This is a genomic window from Corallococcus sp. bb12-1 (assembly GCF_026626765.1).
Taxonomy (GTDB): Bacteria; Myxococcota; Myxococcia; order Myxococcales; family Myxococcaceae; genus Corallococcus; species Corallococcus terminator.
Genome location: NZ_JAPNJZ010000011.1, coordinates 34,164 through 51,081, shown reverse-complemented (window position 1 = coordinate 51,081; position 16,918 = coordinate 34,164). Strand labels below are relative to the sequence as shown.

The 16,918-nt window shown below is 68.5% G+C and carries 19 protein-coding genes and 1 pseudogene; 18 read left to right on the top strand and 2 right to left on the bottom strand.

Going from position 1 to position 16,918, the window contains the following annotated elements:
- Positions 1–148 precede the first annotated feature (148 nt).
- From OV208_RS15470 to OV208_RS15420, 11 genes are all read left to right on the top strand, one after another.
- Positions 149–1,348: a minor capsid protein gene (locus OV208_RS15470; protein ID WP_267574611.1), complete on the top strand. Its 1,200-nt coding sequence runs from the start codon at positions 149–151 to the stop codon at positions 1,346–1,348.
- Between the two features lie 30 nt (positions 1,349–1,378).
- Entirely contained in the window at positions 1,379–2,128 is a 750-nt protein-coding gene (locus tag OV208_RS15465) for a hypothetical protein (protein ID WP_267574610.1), read from the top strand.
- A 173-nt stretch (positions 2,129–2,301) separates the two neighbouring features.
- Positions 2,302–3,234, top strand: coding sequence for a major capsid protein (locus OV208_RS15460; protein ID WP_267574609.1), 933 nt, complete (start codon positions 2,302–2,304; stop codon positions 3,232–3,234).
- Between the two features lie 87 nt (positions 3,235–3,321).
- The gene (locus tag OV208_RS15455) at positions 3,322–3,768 is read left to right on the top strand and encodes a hypothetical protein (protein ID WP_267574608.1); all 447 of its coding nucleotides are present in this window, start codon (positions 3,322–3,324) and stop codon (positions 3,766–3,768) included.
- A 19-nt stretch (positions 3,769–3,787) separates the two neighbouring features.
- On the top strand, positions 3,788–4,279 hold the full coding sequence (locus tag OV208_RS15450; RefSeq protein WP_267574607.1) for a DnaT-like ssDNA-binding protein: 492 nt from the start codon (positions 3,788–3,790) through the stop codon (positions 4,277–4,279).
- On the top strand, positions 4,276–4,662 hold the full coding sequence (locus OV208_RS15445; RefSeq protein WP_267574606.1) for a hypothetical protein: 387 nt from the start codon (positions 4,276–4,278) through the stop codon (positions 4,660–4,662). The genes OV208_RS15450 and OV208_RS15445 overlap by 4 nt, the downstream gene beginning before the upstream one ends.
- Positions 4,659–5,078 (top strand): HK97 gp10 family phage protein, encoded by a 420-nt coding sequence (locus OV208_RS15440; RefSeq protein WP_267574605.1) that lies wholly within the window; start codon positions 4,659–4,661, stop codon positions 5,076–5,078. Before OV208_RS15445 ends, OV208_RS15440 begins: the two co-directional genes overlap by 4 nt.
- Positions 5,075–5,494 (top strand): phage tail terminator-like protein, encoded by a 420-nt coding sequence (locus OV208_RS15435; RefSeq protein WP_267574604.1) that lies wholly within the window; start codon positions 5,075–5,077, stop codon positions 5,492–5,494. The genes OV208_RS15440 and OV208_RS15435 overlap by 4 nt, the downstream gene beginning before the upstream one ends.
- Before the next feature lie 16 nt (positions 5,495–5,510).
- Complete coding sequence (locus OV208_RS15430) at positions 5,511–6,659, top strand: phage tail tube protein (protein WP_267574603.1); 1,149 nt, start codon at positions 5,511–5,513, stop codon at positions 6,657–6,659.
- Between the two features lie 42 nt (positions 6,660–6,701).
- On the top strand, positions 6,702–7,154 hold the full coding sequence (locus OV208_RS15425) for a hypothetical protein (protein ID WP_267574602.1): 453 nt from the start codon (positions 6,702–6,704) through the stop codon (positions 7,152–7,154).
- A gap of 47 nt (positions 7,155–7,201) precedes the next feature.
- On the top strand, positions 7,202–7,456 hold the full coding sequence (locus OV208_RS15420; RefSeq protein WP_267574601.1) for a phage tail assembly chaperone: 255 nt from the start codon (positions 7,202–7,204) through the stop codon (positions 7,454–7,456).
- A gap of 25 nt (positions 7,457–7,481) precedes the next feature.
- On the opposite strand, the gene OV208_RS15415 is transcribed toward OV208_RS15420, so the two are convergent.
- The gene (locus tag OV208_RS15415) at positions 7,482–8,048 is read right to left on the bottom strand and encodes a hypothetical protein (protein WP_267574600.1); all 567 of its coding nucleotides are present in this window, start codon (positions 8,046–8,048) and stop codon (positions 7,482–7,484) included.
- 107 nt (positions 8,049–8,155) lie between these two features.
- On the opposite strand from OV208_RS15415, the gene OV208_RS15410 reads away from it, so the two are divergent.
- The 5 genes and pseudogenes from OV208_RS15410 to OV208_RS15390 form a co-directional block, all read left to right on the top strand.
- Entirely contained in the window at positions 8,156–11,878 is a 3,723-nt protein-coding gene (locus OV208_RS15410; RefSeq protein ID WP_267574599.1) for a phage tail tape measure protein, read from the top strand.
- 641 nt (positions 11,879–12,519) lie between these two features.
- Positions 12,520–12,684 carry a hypothetical protein gene (locus OV208_RS15405; RefSeq protein WP_267574598.1) on the top strand — a complete coding sequence of 55 codons (165 nt, stop codon included), beginning with the start codon at positions 12,520–12,522 and terminating at the stop codon, positions 12,682–12,684.
- Between the two features lie 87 nt (positions 12,685–12,771).
- Positions 12,772–13,083 carry a hypothetical protein gene (locus OV208_RS15400; RefSeq protein WP_267574597.1) on the top strand — a complete coding sequence of 104 codons (312 nt, stop codon included), beginning with the start codon at positions 12,772–12,774 and terminating at the stop codon, positions 13,081–13,083.
- Between the two features lie 220 nt (positions 13,084–13,303).
- Complete coding sequence (locus tag OV208_RS15395) at positions 13,304–13,621, top strand: HNH endonuclease (RefSeq protein ID WP_267574596.1); 318 nt, start codon at positions 13,304–13,306, stop codon at positions 13,619–13,621.
- Between the two features lie 34 nt (positions 13,622–13,655).
- Positions 13,656–14,102: pseudogene (locus tag OV208_RS15390) on the top strand (transposase); the annotation flags it as partial.
- A 350-nt stretch (positions 14,103–14,452) separates the two neighbouring features.
- Here the strand turns inward: OV208_RS15390 and OV208_RS15385 are convergent.
- Positions 14,453–14,962 carry a hypothetical protein gene (locus tag OV208_RS15385; protein ID WP_267574595.1) on the bottom strand — a complete coding sequence of 170 codons (510 nt, stop codon included), beginning with the start codon at positions 14,960–14,962 and terminating at the stop codon, positions 14,453–14,455.
- A 554-nt stretch (positions 14,963–15,516) separates the two neighbouring features.
- On the opposite strand from OV208_RS15385, the gene OV208_RS15380 reads away from it, so the two are divergent.
- Both OV208_RS15380 and OV208_RS15375 read left to right on the top strand, forming a co-directional pair.
- Positions 15,517–16,104: a phage tail protein gene (locus OV208_RS15380; RefSeq protein WP_267574594.1), complete on the top strand. Its 588-nt coding sequence runs from the start codon at positions 15,517–15,519 to the stop codon at positions 16,102–16,104.
- Positions 16,101–16,796, top strand: coding sequence for a phage minor tail protein L (locus tag OV208_RS15375; protein ID WP_267574593.1), 696 nt, complete (start codon positions 16,101–16,103; stop codon positions 16,794–16,796). Before OV208_RS15380 ends, OV208_RS15375 begins: the two co-directional genes overlap by 4 nt.
- Positions 16,797–16,918 lie beyond the last annotated feature (122 nt).

The window sequence follows — 16,918 nt, the reverse complement described above, 5'->3', positions numbered from 1 at the left end:
TGCAGGACCCGGCACATGACGCCTACTGGTTCCGCCCGAACCGGCGCGGTGCGCGCAAGGTGCGCCGCTGCCTGCGCGAGCTGCGACAGGCGCGGCTCGCCCGCGAGCGGATCTCCAATGCGCCCACCCGGGCAGGACAGGGGACGTGGTGAGCACCTCCCTCCCCACGGTCAGCGAGGCGCTGCTGGAGCGCTCCGTCATGCACGCCGTGCAGTTGGAGCGCTACAAGGCTGGCGTTGCCCGGCGCGTGGTGGGCCTCCTCAACGACACGGAGGAGCGCCTCACGGAGCAGCTCGCCGCGCGCCTCCAGGCGATCGAGGACGCGGGCGGGTATGACGCGGGCCGGGAGACGACGGAGCGCATCGCGGGGCTGCTGTCCGAGGTGCGTGTCCTCCGGGCGGGCGCGTACGCCGCCGCGGCGGGCGTGCTGGCGGAGGAGGCGGCGGCGTTCGCCACCTACGAGGCCCGGTGGCAGGCGGCGCTCCTGGAGGAAGTCCTCATCGTGGACATCTCCATCGCCGCGCCCACGGCGGAGGTGCTGGAGGCGGCCATCTTCTCCCGGCCCTTCAACGGCGCCCTCTTCGAGACGTGGGTGGAGGGCATGCCCCCGGCGGACCTGGCGCGCATCGAGCGCGCGATTCAGGCGGGCGTGGTGGAGGGGCGGACGACGCAGCAGATCGTCCGGGACATCGTGAGCGGAGAAGGCGCGCTGGAGGGCAGCCGCCGTGGCGCGGAGGCCGTGGCGCGCACCGCCCTCAACCACGTGGCCACCCAGGCCCGGGAAGAGGTGTACCGGGCCAACGAGGACCTCGTGCGCGAGGTGCGGTGGGTGTCCACGCTGGACGGGCGCACCACCTTCCTCTGCGCCTCGCGCGACGGGCGCACCTTCCCCGTGCGCGAGGGGCCCCGGCCGCCCGCGCACTGGCGCTGCCGCAGCACCACCATCCCCGTCATCGACGGCGTGCGCCTTGTCGGCGACAGGCCCACCGTCCGCGACACGCGCGACAGGCGAAACCGGGAAATCGACTTCCGCGCCGAGGCCAAGGCCAAGGCCGGCGACGCCTGGAAGGACATGACGGAGAAGGAGCGCGGCGCGGCCGTCACCCGCATCCGCGAGAAGTGGGCGCGGGAGAACATCGGCTCCGTGGCGAAGGGCGTGTCCTACGAGGACTGGCTCCGCCGTCAGCCCACCAGCTTCCAGGACGAGGTGCTGGGTCCCGCGCGCGGACGCCTCTTCCGGGATGGCGGGCTCACCGTCGGCAGCTTCGTCGACGCCAGCGGCAGGACGCTCACCCTGGACGAGCTGCGCAAGGCAGAGGCGTCCGCTTTCAAGAAGGCACAGCTGTAGCCGGCCCACCGGGCCGAGAGAGGAAGGCACATGGAGTTCGAGTGGCAGCCCGAAGTGGAGACAGCGGACGTGGTGCCGGAGAAGTACCGGGCCCTGTACGCGAAGGGGGAGGGCGGGAAGTTCGTCCTCGACCCGGACATCGCGAAGCGCATGGACACCTCGGGCCTCAACGGCGCCCTGGAGAAGGAGCGCAAGAAGGCGAAGGAGCTGGCAGCGGGCCAGGTGGCGTGGACGAAGCTCGGGAAGACGCCCGAGGAAGTGGAGAAGTCCCTCGCGGACGCGAAGGCCGCGCTGGCGAAAGCCCAGGAGGGGAAGGAGGGGGCCGCCAACTTCGAGAAGTTGAAGGCGGACCTCGAAGCGGGCCACACGAAGGCGCTCGGTGAGCGCGACATCCTCGTCGAGCGCATGCGCGGCTCGCTGAACAAGCACCTGGTGGAGGCGGAGGCGACGGCCGCCATCGCGGAGCTGAAAGGAAGCGCGGTGTTGCTCTTGCCCCACGTCCAGAAGCATGTGAAAGTGATTGAGGAAGGTGGTTCATTCTTGGCTCGGGTCGTTGACGCGGAGGGCGATCCTCGCGGCAACGGCAAGGGCGGCTTCCTGACGATTCGAGAGTTCGTCACGGAGCTCAAGAAGGACACCAACTTCGCTCGTGCCTTCGACAGCACGAGTGCCTCCGGAAGCGGGACGCAACCGGGGCCGAAGACGGGCGGGATGCCCAGCGGTAGCGACAAGCTGAACCCGACGCAGCGCATCTCGGCGGGCTTGGCCAATCGCAAATAGGAGTAGGCCCCGAGGACGCGGGATGCGTCACCGAGGCGAACCGGGCGGGATGCCCGGCAGTGCCCCTCTCGTCCAATCCCTTTCATCCGCCCGGGGGCCCTGACACCCCTTCGCCCTTGGCGCGTCTTCCCGCCCTGTTTCACCTCCCTCTCCCCGAGGAGGAGTCCGCCCGCATGCCTTCCATCACCCTCGTTGAGTCCGCCAAGCTGTGCAAAGACGACCTGCTGGCCGGTGTCGTCGAGACCATCATCACCACGGACCGCCTCTATGAGCGGCTGCCCTTCGATGAGCTGGAGGGCAACTCGCACACGTGGAACAAGGAGTCCGTGCTCGGTGACGTGCAGGTGCTCGGCGTCGGCGGCACCATCACCGCGAAGAACCCGGCCACGGTGGAGCAGTCCACCGCGACGCTGACGCGCATCATCGGTGACGCGGAGGTGGACGGCCTCATCCAGGCCACCCGCAGCAACGTCAATGACCAGCGGACGTACCAGGTGGCCAGCAAGGCGAAGGCCGCAGGGCGCCGCTTCCGCAACATGTTCATCAACGGCACGGGGCTCAACGACGAGTTCCCCGGGCTCCTCACCCAGGTGGCGGCGGGCCAGACGCTGGTGGCCGGCACCAACGGCGCCCTCTACGACGTGGGCATCCTCGACGACCTCATCTCGAAGGTGAAGGCGAAGGACGGGGAGGTGGACTTCATCACCATGGCGGAGGTGCTCCTCAACCGGCACTACGCCTACCTGCGCAAGCTGGGGGGCGCGAGCATCAACGACGTCCTCACGCTGCCCAGCGGGAAGACGGTGCCGGTGTACCGGGGCATCCCCATCTTCGTGAATGACTCCATCCCCACCAACCAGACGCAGGGGACGGCCACCGACTGCACCACCATCGCCGCGGGCTGCTTCGACGATGGCAGCCGGAAGGTGGGCATCGCCGGGCTGACGGCGCCGGGCGACAGCGCGGGCATCCACATCAAGACGGTGGGCGAGGCGCAAGCCAAGGACGAGAGCATCGACCGCATCGTCTGGTACTGCGGCATGGCCAACTACAACGACTACGCCCTCGCGGTGGTGAAGGGCGTGCGCGTCGCGCCCCTCGCCTGACGTCGCCTGACGTCGCCTGGAGGAGTCGGCCGCGTCGGCGGCCCCTCCTCCTTCCCTCACACCTTCGGCAGCACAGGAGCCTTTCGCATGGACGGCATTCGTATGGTTTTGGTGGGCCCGAACGCGGGCAAGGACATCGAGCTGGGCGGCTTCACTTTCGAGGATGGAGAGCACATCCTACCCTCGCGCGGCAGTGAGCACGCGCAGCGCCTCCTCACGCGCTACTACAGCGCCTACCCCGAGGGCAGCCTGGAGGGGCGCGAGGCGCACCGCGCCTGGCTGGAGTCCCAGGGGGAGACGCTGTCCGCCCGTGGGGCATCCTCAGCGGCGAGCTCGCGCGACGTGGAGGACCTCGAAGCCCAGCTTGAGGAGGCCCGTCGCGAGCGCGTGGATCTGGAGGCGCGGCTGGCGCGCGCGGAGGCGAAGGCGAAGGCGCCGGCCGCCACCGAGACCGGCGGCAAGGGCGCGGCGGCCACCGAGACGCCTGCCACTGAAGCCCAGGACAAGGCGCCCAAGGCCGCCAAGGCGAAGTAGCCCGCGCGAGCACACCTCCATGGCGCTCGACACCACAGCCGGCGGCCCGTCCGCCGATTCCTACTGCACCGTGGAGGAGGCGGACGCCTACCACGCGGTGCGCGGCCACAACGCGACGTGGGACACCACCGACGTGGCCCAGAAGGAGCGGCATCTGAAGTGGGCCACGTCCCTTCTGGACACCCGCTTCGAGTACCTCGGCTCGCGCGCTGACGCGGAGCAGGCCCTGGTCTGGCCGCGCCGGGGCGTGGTGCTGGACGGGTGCCCAGTGGGGGAGGGCAGCGTGCCCCGGCGGGTGAAGTCGGCCGTGGCGGAGTTCGCCTTCCGGCTGCTGGCCGAGGACTGGACGGCGGGCCTCGGGCCCGTGACGGACGAGGGCGTGCAGGTGGGGCCCTTGAAGACGTCCCCGGAGACGCACCGGCCGATTCCCTCCCAGGTGCTGGCGCTGCTGGGGCCCCTCGTCCTGGGCGGCAACGGCGGCATCCGCAGCCTCACCACGGTGCGTGGATGAGCGCCCAGGCGGACAGGCTGGCCGCGAAGTCGCTGGCGCTGCTGAAGCGCTTCGGCCAGGCCGCCACCCTCACTCAGCGCGCGGCCGGCGTGTACGACGTGGCCACCTCGAAGGTGGTGACGTCGGCCACGGAGCACCCCGTCCAGGTGGTGGTGCAGGCGGACAGCGGCCAGGACAAGGAGGGCGACGGACTCACCGAGGGCGGCACGGCGCGCGCGGACAGGCGGAAGCTCCTCGTCGCGGCCGACGGGCTGCCCGTGACGCCGGCCCCGGGCGACACCGTGGGCCCGCTGGAGGGCCGCACCTGGCGCGTGCTGAAGACGGATCCGCCGACGCAGCTGCAGGGCACCCCCATCCTCTACACCCTTCGGGTGAGCGCATGAGCAAGGTGGACGCACGCATCCGCAAGGGCGCCCGCTTCAGCAAGCAGGTGGAGGCTTTCGCCCAGGCGGCGAAGGGCCGCGCCAACGAGGTGGTGCGCAAGACGGCGCTGGGCATCCTGGCCAACGTCGTCACCGTCTCGCCGGTGGACACCGGACGCTTCCGGGGCAACTGGCAGGTGGGCATCGGCGACAGGCCGGCCGGCACCGTGGACACCGAGGACAAGGACGGCGGCGCCGTCATCTCCCGCGAGGGCGCGAAGCTGGAGGGCGTGGAGGTGGGCGAGACGCTCTTCATCACCAACAATCTGCCGTACGCGCGCCGGCTGGAGTTCGGCCACAGCCAGCAGGCCCCGAAGGGCATGGTGCGCACCACCCTCGCCAACGTGCGGGAAATCCTCGAGGAGGCGGTGAAGTGAGTACCGCCCTCCTCGACATCCCCCAGGCACTGGAGGCGCGGGCCATCGAGGTGCTGACGCCCCTGGTGGGGGCGGACGCCATCGCCTACCCCAACGTCCTCTTCGAGCCGAAGGGGGGTACGCCCTGGGCCCGGGTGGACCACCTGCCCGCGCGCACGTCCCCCGCAGGGCTCGGCCAGGACGCGCAGACGCGCCACCCTGGTGTCTTCCAGGTGTCCCTCTTCTTCCCCCTGGGCGATGGGGCCGGCGCCGCCAACGTGGCTGCGCAGGCCGTCTGCGACGGCTTCGCGCGGGGCACCACGCTTCAGGCGGGCGCCACCCTCGTCCGCATCCAGTCCGCTTCCGCCGGGCCCGCGCTTCGCGAGGAGCCCTGGTGGATGCGTCCCGTCACCGTCTTCTGGTTGGTCCACGCGTAGCACTGAGGAGAAACCCATGCCTTCCGCTTCCGGACAGCGCACCGCGCTGCGCTTCACCCCCGAGGCCACCTTCGGGGTGCCGGCCAGCACCGCCTACAAGGCGCTGCGCTTCACCTCCACCGGCCTCAACCTCTCGAAGGCCAACTACCAGTCCAACGAGATTCGCGCTGACAGGCACCTCTCCGACTTGCGCCACGGCATGGTGAGCGTCGGCGGGGACATCGGCGTCGAGCTCTCCCTCGGCACCTTCGACGACCTCCTGGAGGCCGCCCTCAGCGGCACCTGGGCCACGGCCACCACCGGCAGCGTCTCCCTCGCCGCGGACGCAGCCACCGGCACCCTGGTGCGCACCGCCGGCAGCTTCCTCGCCGACGGCTTCCTGCCCGGGGACCAGGTGCTGGTGTCCGGCTTCGCGGAAGCCGCCAACAACGGCCGCGCCCGCGTCGAGGCCGTCACCGCCCTGGCCCTCACCGTGGACCGGGAGCTGGAAGACGACGTGGCCGCCGCCGGCCGCACCGTGGCGCTGGTGGGCCGCCGGCTGAAGTCCGGCACCGTCCTGAAGACGTTCTCCTTCGAGCGCGCCTTCACGGACATCAACCAGTACGCCCTCTACCGCGGGTGCGCGGTGGACAGCCTGAAGCTCTCCATCAAGCCGGAGGAGATCATCACCGGCACCTTCGCGCTGCTGGGCAAAGACATGCAGATGGCCACGGCGACGCACGCGGCCACCGTCACGCCCCCGGGCACCAACAGCCCCTTCGACGCCTTCACCGGCAGCCTGCGCGAGGGCGGGCAGCTGGTAGCCAACGTCACGTCCCTGGACTTGGACATCACCAACGGGCGCTCCACGAAGGGCGTCATCGGCCAGCGCTCCGCCACGGAGATCCACGAGGGCGGCTTCGGCGTGTCCGGCACCCTCAGCGCCTACTTCATGGGGCAGGACCTGCTGGCGAAGTTCCTCGACGAGGCCGAGTCCTCGCTGGAGGTGGTGCTGCAGGACGTGAACGGGACGGACTTCCACACCCTCCGGATTCCCCGCCTCAAGTACACGGGCGGCGAGCTGGACAACCCGAAGGAGGGCCCCGTCCAGGTGTCCATGCCCTTCACGGCCCTGCTGGACGCCACGTCCGGCGCCTCCATCCTCTACCAGCGCAGCAACGCGTAGCCCTGCGGCCGCGCCCCAACCCCATCTCACCAGGAGCACCGCATGAGCACCGCCCCCGCCTCCAGCTTCGACCTCTCCAGCCTCACCCGCCACGACACCCTGCGCGTGGACATCCTCCACCCCATCACCGGCAAGCCGACGGGCATGGTGGTGGAGGTGGCGGGCATGGACTCGCAGCGCTACAGCGAGGCCACGCGCTCCATCATCGACAAGGCCACCGCCGGCGCGCCGCGCACGAGCCGGCGTGCCCGCCAGGAGGCGACGCGGGACATGGAGGCCGACGCCCTGGAGTTGCTGGTGGCCTGCACCGTCTCCTGGACGGGCGTCATGGAGCGCGGCGCGGAGGTGCCTCTCACGCCGGAGAATGCCCGGCGCCTCTACGCCGCCCACCCGTGGCTGCGCCGCCAGGTGGACGAGGCGGTGTCGGACCGTGCGAGTTTTTTCGAGGAGAAGCCGAGCAACTCCTCGGCTTCGCCCGCCACGAATTCGGCCTGAGCCGGACGGACGCGAGCGGCGTCTCCGTCCGTGCCCACCTGGAGCAGGTGGAGAAGGCCACCGGGGAGGTGCCCGCAGAGCTTCTCGGCGAGCACCAGCTTCCCGATTCCCTGGCCCACGTCTGGGGGTGGTTCGCCGAGCTGAGCAACGCACGCGGGGCCGGGGCCTTCTCGCTCAACCCCATCTCCTTCCAGGACATCGAGTCGTGGGCGCGCCTCACCGGGAGCCGGCCCACCTCCTTCGAGGTACAGCTCCTCCGCCGGCTGGATGAGGCCTTTCTCGTAGAGACTTCAAAGAAGTGATGCTGGCGGGGAGGCGGGACGGCAATCACTTGCAGCGATCCATGATCTCCTTCCACTCCCGAAAGTTATCGCGCCGACACAGGATGAAGACGCATTTGCTGTTGATGTAGGAACAGCAGGTGCTGGAGCCCTTCTCGGGGCAGTATGCCTGCTTCGCATCCTTGTAAATCGCGGGCGCCTTGGGCGCCCACGGTGGGACAGGAGAGGTGGGCTTGTCATCGGCCCCGTCCACGAAGGCAGCGGCCATGCCCCGAAGTTCCGTGACGGGCTTGGTCATCATGACGTTCGTATCCCTGTCGCGAATCCCAATGTGTGTGAATCCGTCCCGCTCCATCTCCTCCTTGCCTGCGTCCAACCCCTGCATGCTTTTCAGCATGTCCTCGCGGATCTGCTCTGGGGTCATCGGGCCGTAGTTGCGGACCGCCATCCACGTGGAGTGCTTTTCACCGGTCGCTTCCCAGTAGTGCTCACCGTCCCCGTCCTTCTCGTTCATCTTCTGGATGTAGGCGATGCGTTCCTGCTCCATGTCCTTCTCCCGCTGGTTGCAGGCGGAGAGGGAGAGCAGGCCGATGAAGATGAGGTGCACGCGCATGAGCCGAAGCCGACCACAGGCCGCCGCTCGTGGCCACTGCCTACGTACGCCGGGGTTTGGCGTGACCCCATCACCAGTCGATACCCCTGTGGTCCCCTAGGAGAACCATGTCGCTCGATCTGGCTGAGCTGAGCATCCGCATCGACAGCTCGGACGCGAAGGAAGCCGTCACGTCCTTGGGCGGCCTGGAAGTTGCCGCCGAGAAGAGCGAGACGTCGACGTCGAAGCTCGAGACGGCCACGGAGGCGCTGAGCAAGGCCTTCGCGAAGGCGACGCGGGACGTGGGCAACACCACCAAGGCGCTGTCGGACATTCGAGCGGCCACCACGCAGCTGTCCGCGCTGGAGCAGGCGGCCGCGAAGATTCAGGCGGCCTTCGCTGGCACGGCGACGGCCACTGGCGCTCTCGAAGCGCAGTTGATGTCGCTCGGCGGCGCCGCGGGCAAGCTTCAGTCGGCACTCGCGGACACCTCGGCCCTGTCTCGCTTCCTGGGGCACGTGGAGCACCTCAACCAGCGGTTCAACCAGATGGGGGAGGAGAAGAAGCGAGCGACGGACGCCATCAGGGACGTGAAGGGCGCGGCGGATGGCGCGGAGCCCTCCGTGTCGCGCCTGAAGGCGGGGCTGGGAGGGCTGGTCAGCCAGTTCATCGGCTTCGCCGCTGCCGGCGCCGCCATCAAGAGCGCGACGTCGGAGGCCCTGGGATTCAGCACCGCGATGGCCCAGGTAAGTACAGTGCTGGAGCAGGACCAGCTCGGGATGATGGGCGATCTCACCGCCAAGGTGAAAGCGCTGGGCGCGGAGTTCGGGCGCACGCCCACGGACCAGGCCGGCGCGCTGTACGAAATCCTCAGCGCGGGCGCGAGCGATGCCGCGACGGCCACGGACCTCCTCCGCGTGTCCAACAAGCTCGCCATCGGAGGCGTGACGGACGTCCGCACGGCGGCGGATGGCCTCACCGGCGTGATGGCCAGCTACGGCAGCCAGCTTCGCAACGTCACCCAGGCGGCGGACATGATGTTCGTGTCGGCAGCCGACGGGAAGACGTCCATCGATGAGCTTTCACGCTTCATCGGGCGGGTGGCGCCCATCGCTTCGCAGACGGGCATCAGCCTGGGGGAGTTGCTGGCGGCGACCGGCGCCCTCACCAAGAACAATATCCAGACGTCCACGTCGATGGAGGGGCTGCGCGCCATCATCGCCGCTGCTGCGAAGCCTTCTCATGAGGCCTCAAAGCTCGCGAATGCTCTCGGTCTGGAGTTCTCCATTACCGCCCTCAAGGCCCGGGGGCTGGCTGGCTTTCTCGCTGACGTGAACGAGAAGACGCATGGCAGCGCCGAGGAGATGGCGATGCTCTTCGGTGGCGTCGAAGCACTCCTGCCGGTGATGACCCTGACGGGCACCGCCTCGGCGGACTTCGCGGCCTCGCTGAAGCACATGGAGGACTCGGCCGGGCGCACCGAGGCGGCCTTCCAGAAGATGGCTTCAACGCCGCAGTTCGCCCTGGACCAGCTCCGGGCGCGCTTCTCGGAGCTTCAGGGCGAGGTGGGCAGCGACATCCTCTCGGGGGCGGAACCGGGCATCCGGTCGCTGGTGGAGAACTTCGACACGGCGACGGCCGCAGTGAAGCTCTTCGGCGAGGCATTGGTGGTGGTGGCGGCCATGCGCGGTGCGGCGTGGGCCCAGGAGTGGGTGAAGGGGCTGGTTGCTAAGGCCTCGGCCCTCACCCAGGCGCGCGAGTCCACCACGAACGCGGCGCTCGCCGAGGCCAAGTACACCCGGGCTGCCGACGAGAGCCGCATTGCTTCGTTGCGCTCGGCGCAGGCGATGCTGGAGAAGAAGTACGCGGCACTCCAGGCCTCGGCGGCGGTGGAGGGCAGTCTCATGTCGGCCACGAAGCGGGCCACGCTGGCCTCCACGGAGTTGGCCCTGGCGAAGGTGAAGGAGGCTGCGGCCATCGAGAGCGCGTCCCTGGCCGCGCGGGCCGGCAAGACGGCACTGGAGTTCATGGGCGGGCCCATCGGCCTCATCACCGGCGCACTCACTGCGGTGGTCGCCCTCTGGCACGAGTACAGCAAGGCCTCCGACGAGGCGCGGGAGAAGACGCGGCAGTTCGCCCAGGAGAGCGGGGCCAATGCCAGTCGGGGTGGTCAGATTGCTGAAGACCTCATCCGCGGGAAGCATCTTCTCGGGGACTATGCCAAGGCGGCCGCCATCGCCCGCAAGGAGATGGCGGCGCTGGGCGGTGAGTATCAGGACGCCCTCAAGGCGGTTGGCGACTCACCCACGGACATCGTCAATGTCTACGAAAGCCTTGTTCAGAAGGATCTGACGGCGGCCCTGGCGGAGATTAAGCGACTTGATGAGAAAATTAATCATCCTACCGAGGGCGTGAAACGAAAGATTTTGGTGCTTAATTATAAAGTGGAGGATGGGAAGAATCTCGATCGAGATGTGCCTTTCTCGAAAATCCGAAACAACCCAGCTTACACCAAGGACATTGAGGAAAAGCTTGCCCCTCTGGAGAAGGATTACGGTGTTCAACTGCAACTCGCGGCCGATTACGAGAAGGCCCTTCAGCGGGTGAGGGCGGCGAGGGCAGAGGACGCCAAGGATAGCGTCGCCGCCGCAGCAAAGAATACCGCGACGACAAAGGAATCCCTCAAGCAGGCCGCGGAAGAGGAAAAAGCCCGCGAGAAACTGCTCAAGCGCCAGGAGCAGTGGCTGATGAACCTGGAGGAGGAGGCGCGCACCCTCGGCAAGACGAAGGACGAGGCGAAGCAGCTCTCCGACGAGTACCGCTCGCTGACGGACCCGAAGATGATCCGGCGCGCGGACTCAGCCATCGCGCAGCTGGAAGCTCTCCGGCAGCAAAAGGAGGAGACGGAGAAGGTGAAGAAGGCGGAGGAGGAGCGGGCACGCGTCCTCCAGAGCCTCAACCGCGAGCTGGGCAACCAGGACACCGAGAAGTACACCCAGGCCCAGAAGGTGCTCGGAGAGGAACTCGCCGCGCAGCGCATCAAGGCGGAGGAGTTCGCGGCGGCGATGAAGAAGGCGCGCAGCCTCTGGACGCCGGAGGGCAAGGCCGAGACGCAGTTGAAGATGGAGATGGACCAGCTGGCCAAGCAGCTCAACCCCATGGAGGAGATGCAGAAGCGGATGGAGATGGTGAAGCAGCTCTTCACCGACGGGCGCATCACTGCGGAGCAGTACCGGAAGGAAGTCGAGCGCCTCCAGGACCAGATCAACACCGGCTTCAACTACACGAAGGAGATCGTGGGCACCGCCACCCAGCACATGGCGGACACCTTCGCGAACTTCGTCACCACGGGCCGGCTGGAGTTCGGCTCCATGGTGGACAGCATCCTGAAGGACCTGGCGCGTCTCATGGCCCAGAAGGCCTTCATGGCCCTGGTGGATGCCGGGCTGAGCGCTTTCGGGGGCATGGGCTCATCCGGGGGCAGCGCCACCATGGTCGGCGGGGCGGACATGAGCGGCATGTACTCCTTCATGCTGGGCGGTGCCCGCGCGGCCGGCGGCCCAGTGCGCGCGGCGCAGGCGCACATGGTGGGCGAACTTGGGCCGGAGCTGTTCATCCCCTCCAGCAGCGGCCGCATCGTCCCCAGCGACGCCCTGGGCGGCGGGGACGTGCGGATGAGCGTCAGCATCACGGTCAACGCGGACGGCTCGTCGCAGGTGGGCGTGTCCTCGGAGGGCGGGCGCGCGGATGCGGAGCGCATGGGGCGGAACTTGGCGGGCGCCATCCGCCGAGTGGTGCAGGAGGAGATGGCCCCGGGTGGCGTCGTCTACACCTTCGTGAGAGGGCGGTAGGTCAGTCCGAACGGGCAGCCTCCCTGGTGAGCCGTCTCATTTACGGGGGATATCCCGGCGTGGTGACGTCACCTGTTTGAAGGTCGGCCGACCAAACGAAATGGACACCGATACCGTTTTCTGTGGAATCACCTGACGCCAAGAGCATGCGGAAGCCACGCTCCTTTGCCTGGGCCGATAGCCACCGGTCGGTAAGGATCTTGTGTGCGTCAGCCTGAGTCCACGTCTCCGAGTAGGCGGAGAGTTCGACATCTCGTGGCGCTGCATAGGCTCTGAACGTGACGGTTGGGAACGAAGGATGCTTCAGGGTGCCAGCCCAAGCGATGCGCTGCTCAGCCGTGTAGCTGGAGGATGGCCCGGACGTCGAGCTGCACGACCAGCTACTCTCCTCCCAATCACCACAGGTGCTGTCACGGCACAGGATATATAAGCATGAACTGCTGTCGTAGGAACAGCAGGCAATGTCATCAGTCTCTCGGCCCGAACACCCGGTGAGCCGTGCGCCTTTGTAGGTTGAAGGAGCGGTGTCGTTGCAAAGGTTGCAGCTTGCAAGCGTGGCGACGGGTGCTGCCAGAGCCAACATTAAGAGCGTGCGCATCAGGCGAAGCCATCACAGCCTGCTGGCTGGTGCCACTGCCCTCGTGTTCAGGCTTCTGCGGCACCCCGCGCGCTTCGGCAGTTGCGTGGCACAGACAAGACAGGTGGACGGCGGGCTGGCCGCGCTCAGGCCGGCGCGACTCCACGGGTACGAGGTGAAGGCGGACGCGGACACCCTGCGCCGCCTGCCCGCCCGGGCCCACTGCTAAAGCGCCGTCCGGGACAGGTGCACCCTCGTTGCGGGAGCCCGCCACCTGGCGCACGGCCGGGCCCTGGTGCCGAACTGGCGGAGGCTGGTGCTCGCCCGCAGTGGCGCGGCCGGCGTCGTGATGGAGAGCGTGCGGCCGGCGGCGGACAACCTCAGTCCGAGCCCGGGGGCCACGCCGCATCCGCTCTGGCGGGCGGAGTCGCTGGCGCTGCTGGAGGAGGCGGGGAGGGGGGCGCGAGGCCTACGCTCCGCCGGGAAGGCGTGGATCGTGGCGCGGCTGCTGGAGGTCCTGCTCGAGGACGTGCTGCGTGCCCATGGTCGCGAGGCTGTGTGCGCCCGAAGGGGCTGGCGGACGTTCAAGACCGCCCCGGGCGGATGCTTGGAACCCGCAAGCGCGTGAGGCGAGGCGCTGGCGCGCAGCGGTGGCCACCGACCTTCGCGCGATAGTGGACGTGAGGGCGGCTGCGCTCCACGTCGCAGGGGCAAGGGCGTCAGCGTGGCCTGGCCGTCATCCGCCGGGTGGACGACACCCTCGATGCGGTGGTTATATGTGGGCTATTGTGGTATACTGGGTGGGTCCTTGAGCGGCATTCCCGCCGCCTAGGCATCCAGGAGGCCGCATGAGTTTCGGGAGGAAGAACGGTTACAAGACGTTCCGGGATCGCGACGGACGGACGTGCTTCGTCCACATTCGCGTGATGGAGAAGACGCTCGGTGGTCCTCTTCGGGAGGGCCAAGTTGTCCACCACATCGACGGCAATAAGGCCAACAACCGGCCCAGGAACCTCACCGCGCTGTCGCGAGGCGTCCACGGCCGCGTCCACAGCACGGGGGCCCTCGTGTGCTTCAACTGCGGCCACAAAGGGCACCGGGCCGCGAACTGCTACGCCACGCGGGACTACGCGGGCAGGCCCTTGCAACGGCGCGAGCTGAGGTAGCTGCGGCTGGCACGAGGCGGGCTGCCCCGAGGGCTTGGTGCTGCATTCGGACAACGGCGGCCCCATGAAAGGCGCCACGATGCTGGCCACGCTGCAATGGCTGGGCGTGGCCCCTTCCTTCAGCAGGCCTCGCGTCTCGGACGACAACGCCTTCTCCGAGGCCCTCTTCCGCACGCTGAAGTACCGCCCCTGCTTCCCCCAGCGAGCCTTCGCCTCGACGCAGGATGCGCACACGTGGGTGGCGCGTTTCGTCACCTGGTACAACACCGAGCACCGGCACTCCGCCATCCGCTTCGTCACGCCGGAAGCCAGGCACTTCGGCCTCGACGCAGCCCTGCTCGCCCAGCGCCACCAGGTGTACCTGCGTGCTCGCGCACGTCACCCCGAGCGATGGAGCCGCGACACGCGCGACTGGACGCCCGCGGGCCCCGTGCGCCTCAACCCCTCACCGGAAGGACAGGAACTGAAGCGCATCGGCTGAACCCTTTCATGCGACAACTACCTTGACGCTCACCGGGACCATGCTGCGGCAGCGCCCACCGGCCCTCGTCCTCGGGCCGCACCGCTACCTTGAAAAGGGGGCAGTCCTCCCGGTGACAGCGACGCACTTGGAAGTGCAGCGCGACGATGCCCTCCAGCGTCACCACCTTGCGCTGCTTGCGGTAGTCCGCACGAATCGGACCTCGGCACACCATGCATCGCGTCCGCGGCGACTTCAGCTCGATGCGCCAACGCTCTTCGCCTCGGCCTACCGTCCGGCCGATGGCTCACCTCTTGGTGGCTCTCCACTCTGCCATCAAGCCCTCTCTGCCGGTGTAGTATTCTTGTCGGTCATGGCGTGGGCACCGGTGCGGGGGCCGGTGCGGGGGCCGCTGCGCGGCGCCAGTAGAGGAAGGCGGCCGTGATGGGAGGGATCAGCAGGCTGACCATCCAGCAGTAGAATCCCACGGCGAGGTGCCGGAGTTCGTGGCGCGCGGCGGCCTCTTGCACGGTCTGGGGCTCGACATAGATGAGGAGGGACGACAGCCCCACGAGGATGGCGGCTCCGCCCAGGGCGAGCGCAGCCCGGTCCATACCCGCCAGCAGCAGCACGACGGCGAAGCACCCCAGCGGATTGGCGAACCAGCCGAACTCCATGCTCGACACGGCCGTCCAACCGAGCGCCAGCAGCTGCCACCCGGCGTAGGACTCCTGCACCGTCCCGAGCGAGCTGAGCACGTTCAGCGCCGGGGTCGCGCACGCGAGGATGAAGAACCCGGCCGTTGCCAGCGCGGCGATGTTCCGTTGGGACCCGTGGGGGATGGGGGAGGCGCGGCGGAGGACAGGACGTGGAAGTGCCATTCATGCCTAACTCTATCATCACCGCTCCCCCCGGAACATGGCGCGTGTGTGGCATCACGCCACTTGTTATCGCCCGCTCTCTCAGTTGGTTGCCGCCAACTTTCAAGCGCGTCGTGGGTGTTGAGCCCGTTGTGGCTAAACCAGAGCCAGAGGGCTGCGAAGGTAAGCTCATCCCCTTTGCCCGGTCACGCTTGCTGTAGCAGGCTGTTGAAGAAGGACCGGGACCTCTCTGGACCTACGACCTATGGGGCGCACCCAGGGTCATATTGATCCGGTTGTGGGGTGCTGGCGTTGCTGTTGACTCTTTCAACAGCCTGCGAGAACGCCTTTAAGCAACGCGCGCGTTTGCCCTCCGTTCCGCGTTAAACACATCCATGCGCGCGCTCCATTCGAACATGAGGAAGGCAGTCCGGTAAAGTAGCTCGCCTACCTGTGCCGGTTTCGTCGGGAACTGAGTCGCGACTCGTCCCAGTGCAATGCTGTGGCCTCCGTCCACGCCCCCACCGAAGATGGCCCGCATGAGCAGGCTGACTCTCGGCTGGGGGCGGTAGGGCATGGAGCGCTTCCCCTTCACCCCCGACTACGGCGCCCAGGCGGACGCGGTGCCGCGCCTGCGCAGGGCGCAGTTCGGCGACGGCTACACGCAGCGCTCCGGGGATGGCCTCAATCCCGTCCTTCAGCGCTGGGCCCTTCAATTCACCGGGAAGACGAAGGCGGATGCGGACGCCCTGGAGGCCTTCCTGAGCGCCCGCGCGGGCCGCGAGGCCTTCGAGTTTGTCACTCCGGACACGGCCTGGGCCGTCACCGGGCAGCCCTTCGGCGTGGGCGACGGGGCGCGGACGCAGTTCCCCCTGCAGCGGCCCCTCTCGCCGGAGATGCCGGAGCTGCTGGTGCCCGCGACCGCGTGGACGGTGCCGCCCGCCGTCGCCGTGGGTGGAGTCGCCCTGGTGGAAGGCGTCGACTACGTCCTTTCCAACTCCGGGCTCGTCAACTTCGCTGCGGCGCCGGCCGCCGGGGCCGCGCTCACCTTCACCGGGCAGGGCGCGCTGGTGGCGCTCGTCACCTGCGGGGAGTGGCACCGCACCGCGAAGGACTTCAACGTGTACGACTTCACCGCGACGTTCCAGGAGGAGGCGGGGTGAGCATCACCAGCGACATCCAGCGGCTGGACGCAGGGGCCCTCGTGGAGCTCTTCGTCCTGGACGCCAGCCACCTGTCCGGCGGGGGCGTCAGCTACTTCCATGCGGGCACCAACGGCCTCCGCGGGCCCGTCGTCTGGCAGGGCATGGCCTACCAGCCCTGGGCGGTGCAGGCGAAGGGCTTCGACAAGTCCGGCATGGGGCGGCTGCCCCGGCCCACCCTGGCCCTCGCCAATGTCGCCGGCACCATCGGCGCCATGGCGCGGGACTTCAACGATCTGCTGGGCGCGCGCGTGCTGCGCAAGCGCACCTTCGTCCGCTACCTGGACGCGGTGAACTTCCCCGGGGGCGCCAATCCCACCGCGTCCCCGCTGGACGCCTTCCCGGACGACGAGTTCGTGGTCGACCAGAAGACGACGGAGAACAAGCACATCATCGAGTTCAGCCTGGCCGCGCGGTGCGATCTGGACGGGGTGCGCATCCCCCTGCGCGTCATCACCCAGATGTGCGGCTGGGAGTACCGGGGCGAGGGCTGCGGCTACGTAGGGCCCCCGGCGGCGAAGCTGGACGACGTGCCGACGTCCAGCGCTGCCGAGGACCGCTGCGGGAAGCGCCTCGCGAGCTGCAAGTTGAGGTTCGGGGAGACGGCGTGCCTTCCGTACGGGGGCTTTCCAGCCTGCGGGCTGATCCGATGAAGGAGACGAGAGATGCCATGCAAGCTTGACCTGTCCGGCCAGGTATTCGGTCGCCTCGCCGTGGTTGCCCCTGGCCACCACAAGGGGAGGGAGACGGCGTGGGTATGCCGTTGCGAGTGCGG

Bases quoted from the DNA above. Each gene is read 5' to 3' on its own strand.
- OV208_RS15465 (WP_267574610.1), top strand. From the start codon at position 1,379: ATGGAGTTCGAGTGGCAGCCCGAAGTGGAGACAGCGGACGTGGTGCCG.
- OV208_RS15460 (WP_267574609.1), top strand. From the start codon at position 2,302: ATGCCTTCCATCACCCTCGTTGAGTCCGCCAAGCTGTGCAAAGACGAC.
- OV208_RS15455 (WP_267574608.1), top strand. From the start codon at position 3,322: ATGGACGGCATTCGTATGGTTTTGGTGGGCCCGAACGCGGGCAAGGAC.
- OV208_RS15450 (WP_267574607.1), top strand. From the start codon at position 3,788: ATGGCGCTCGACACCACAGCCGGCGGCCCGTCCGCCGATTCCTACTGC.
- OV208_RS15445 (WP_267574606.1), top strand. From the start codon at position 4,276: ATGAGCGCCCAGGCGGACAGGCTGGCCGCGAAGTCGCTGGCGCTGCTG.
- OV208_RS15440 (WP_267574605.1), top strand. From the start codon at position 4,659: ATGAGCAAGGTGGACGCACGCATCCGCAAGGGCGCCCGCTTCAGCAAG.
- OV208_RS15430 (WP_267574603.1), top strand. From the start codon at position 5,511: ATGCCTTCCGCTTCCGGACAGCGCACCGCGCTGCGCTTCACCCCCGAG.
- OV208_RS15425 (WP_267574602.1), top strand. From the start codon at position 6,702: ATGAGCACCGCCCCCGCCTCCAGCTTCGACCTCTCCAGCCTCACCCGC.
- OV208_RS15415 (WP_267574600.1), bottom strand. From the start codon at position 8,048: ATGCGCGTGCACCTCATCTTCATCGGCCTGCTCTCCCTCTCCGCCTGC.
- OV208_RS15410 (WP_267574599.1), top strand. From the start codon at position 8,156: ATGTCGCTCGATCTGGCTGAGCTGAGCATCCGCATCGACAGCTCGGAC.
- OV208_RS15395 (WP_267574596.1), top strand. From the start codon at position 13,304: ATGAGTTTCGGGAGGAAGAACGGTTACAAGACGTTCCGGGATCGCGAC.
- OV208_RS15385 (WP_267574595.1), bottom strand. From the start codon at position 14,962: ATGGCACTTCCACGTCCTGTCCTCCGCCGCGCCTCCCCCATCCCCCAC.
- OV208_RS15380 (WP_267574594.1), top strand. From the start codon at position 15,517: ATGGAGCGCTTCCCCTTCACCCCCGACTACGGCGCCCAGGCGGACGCG.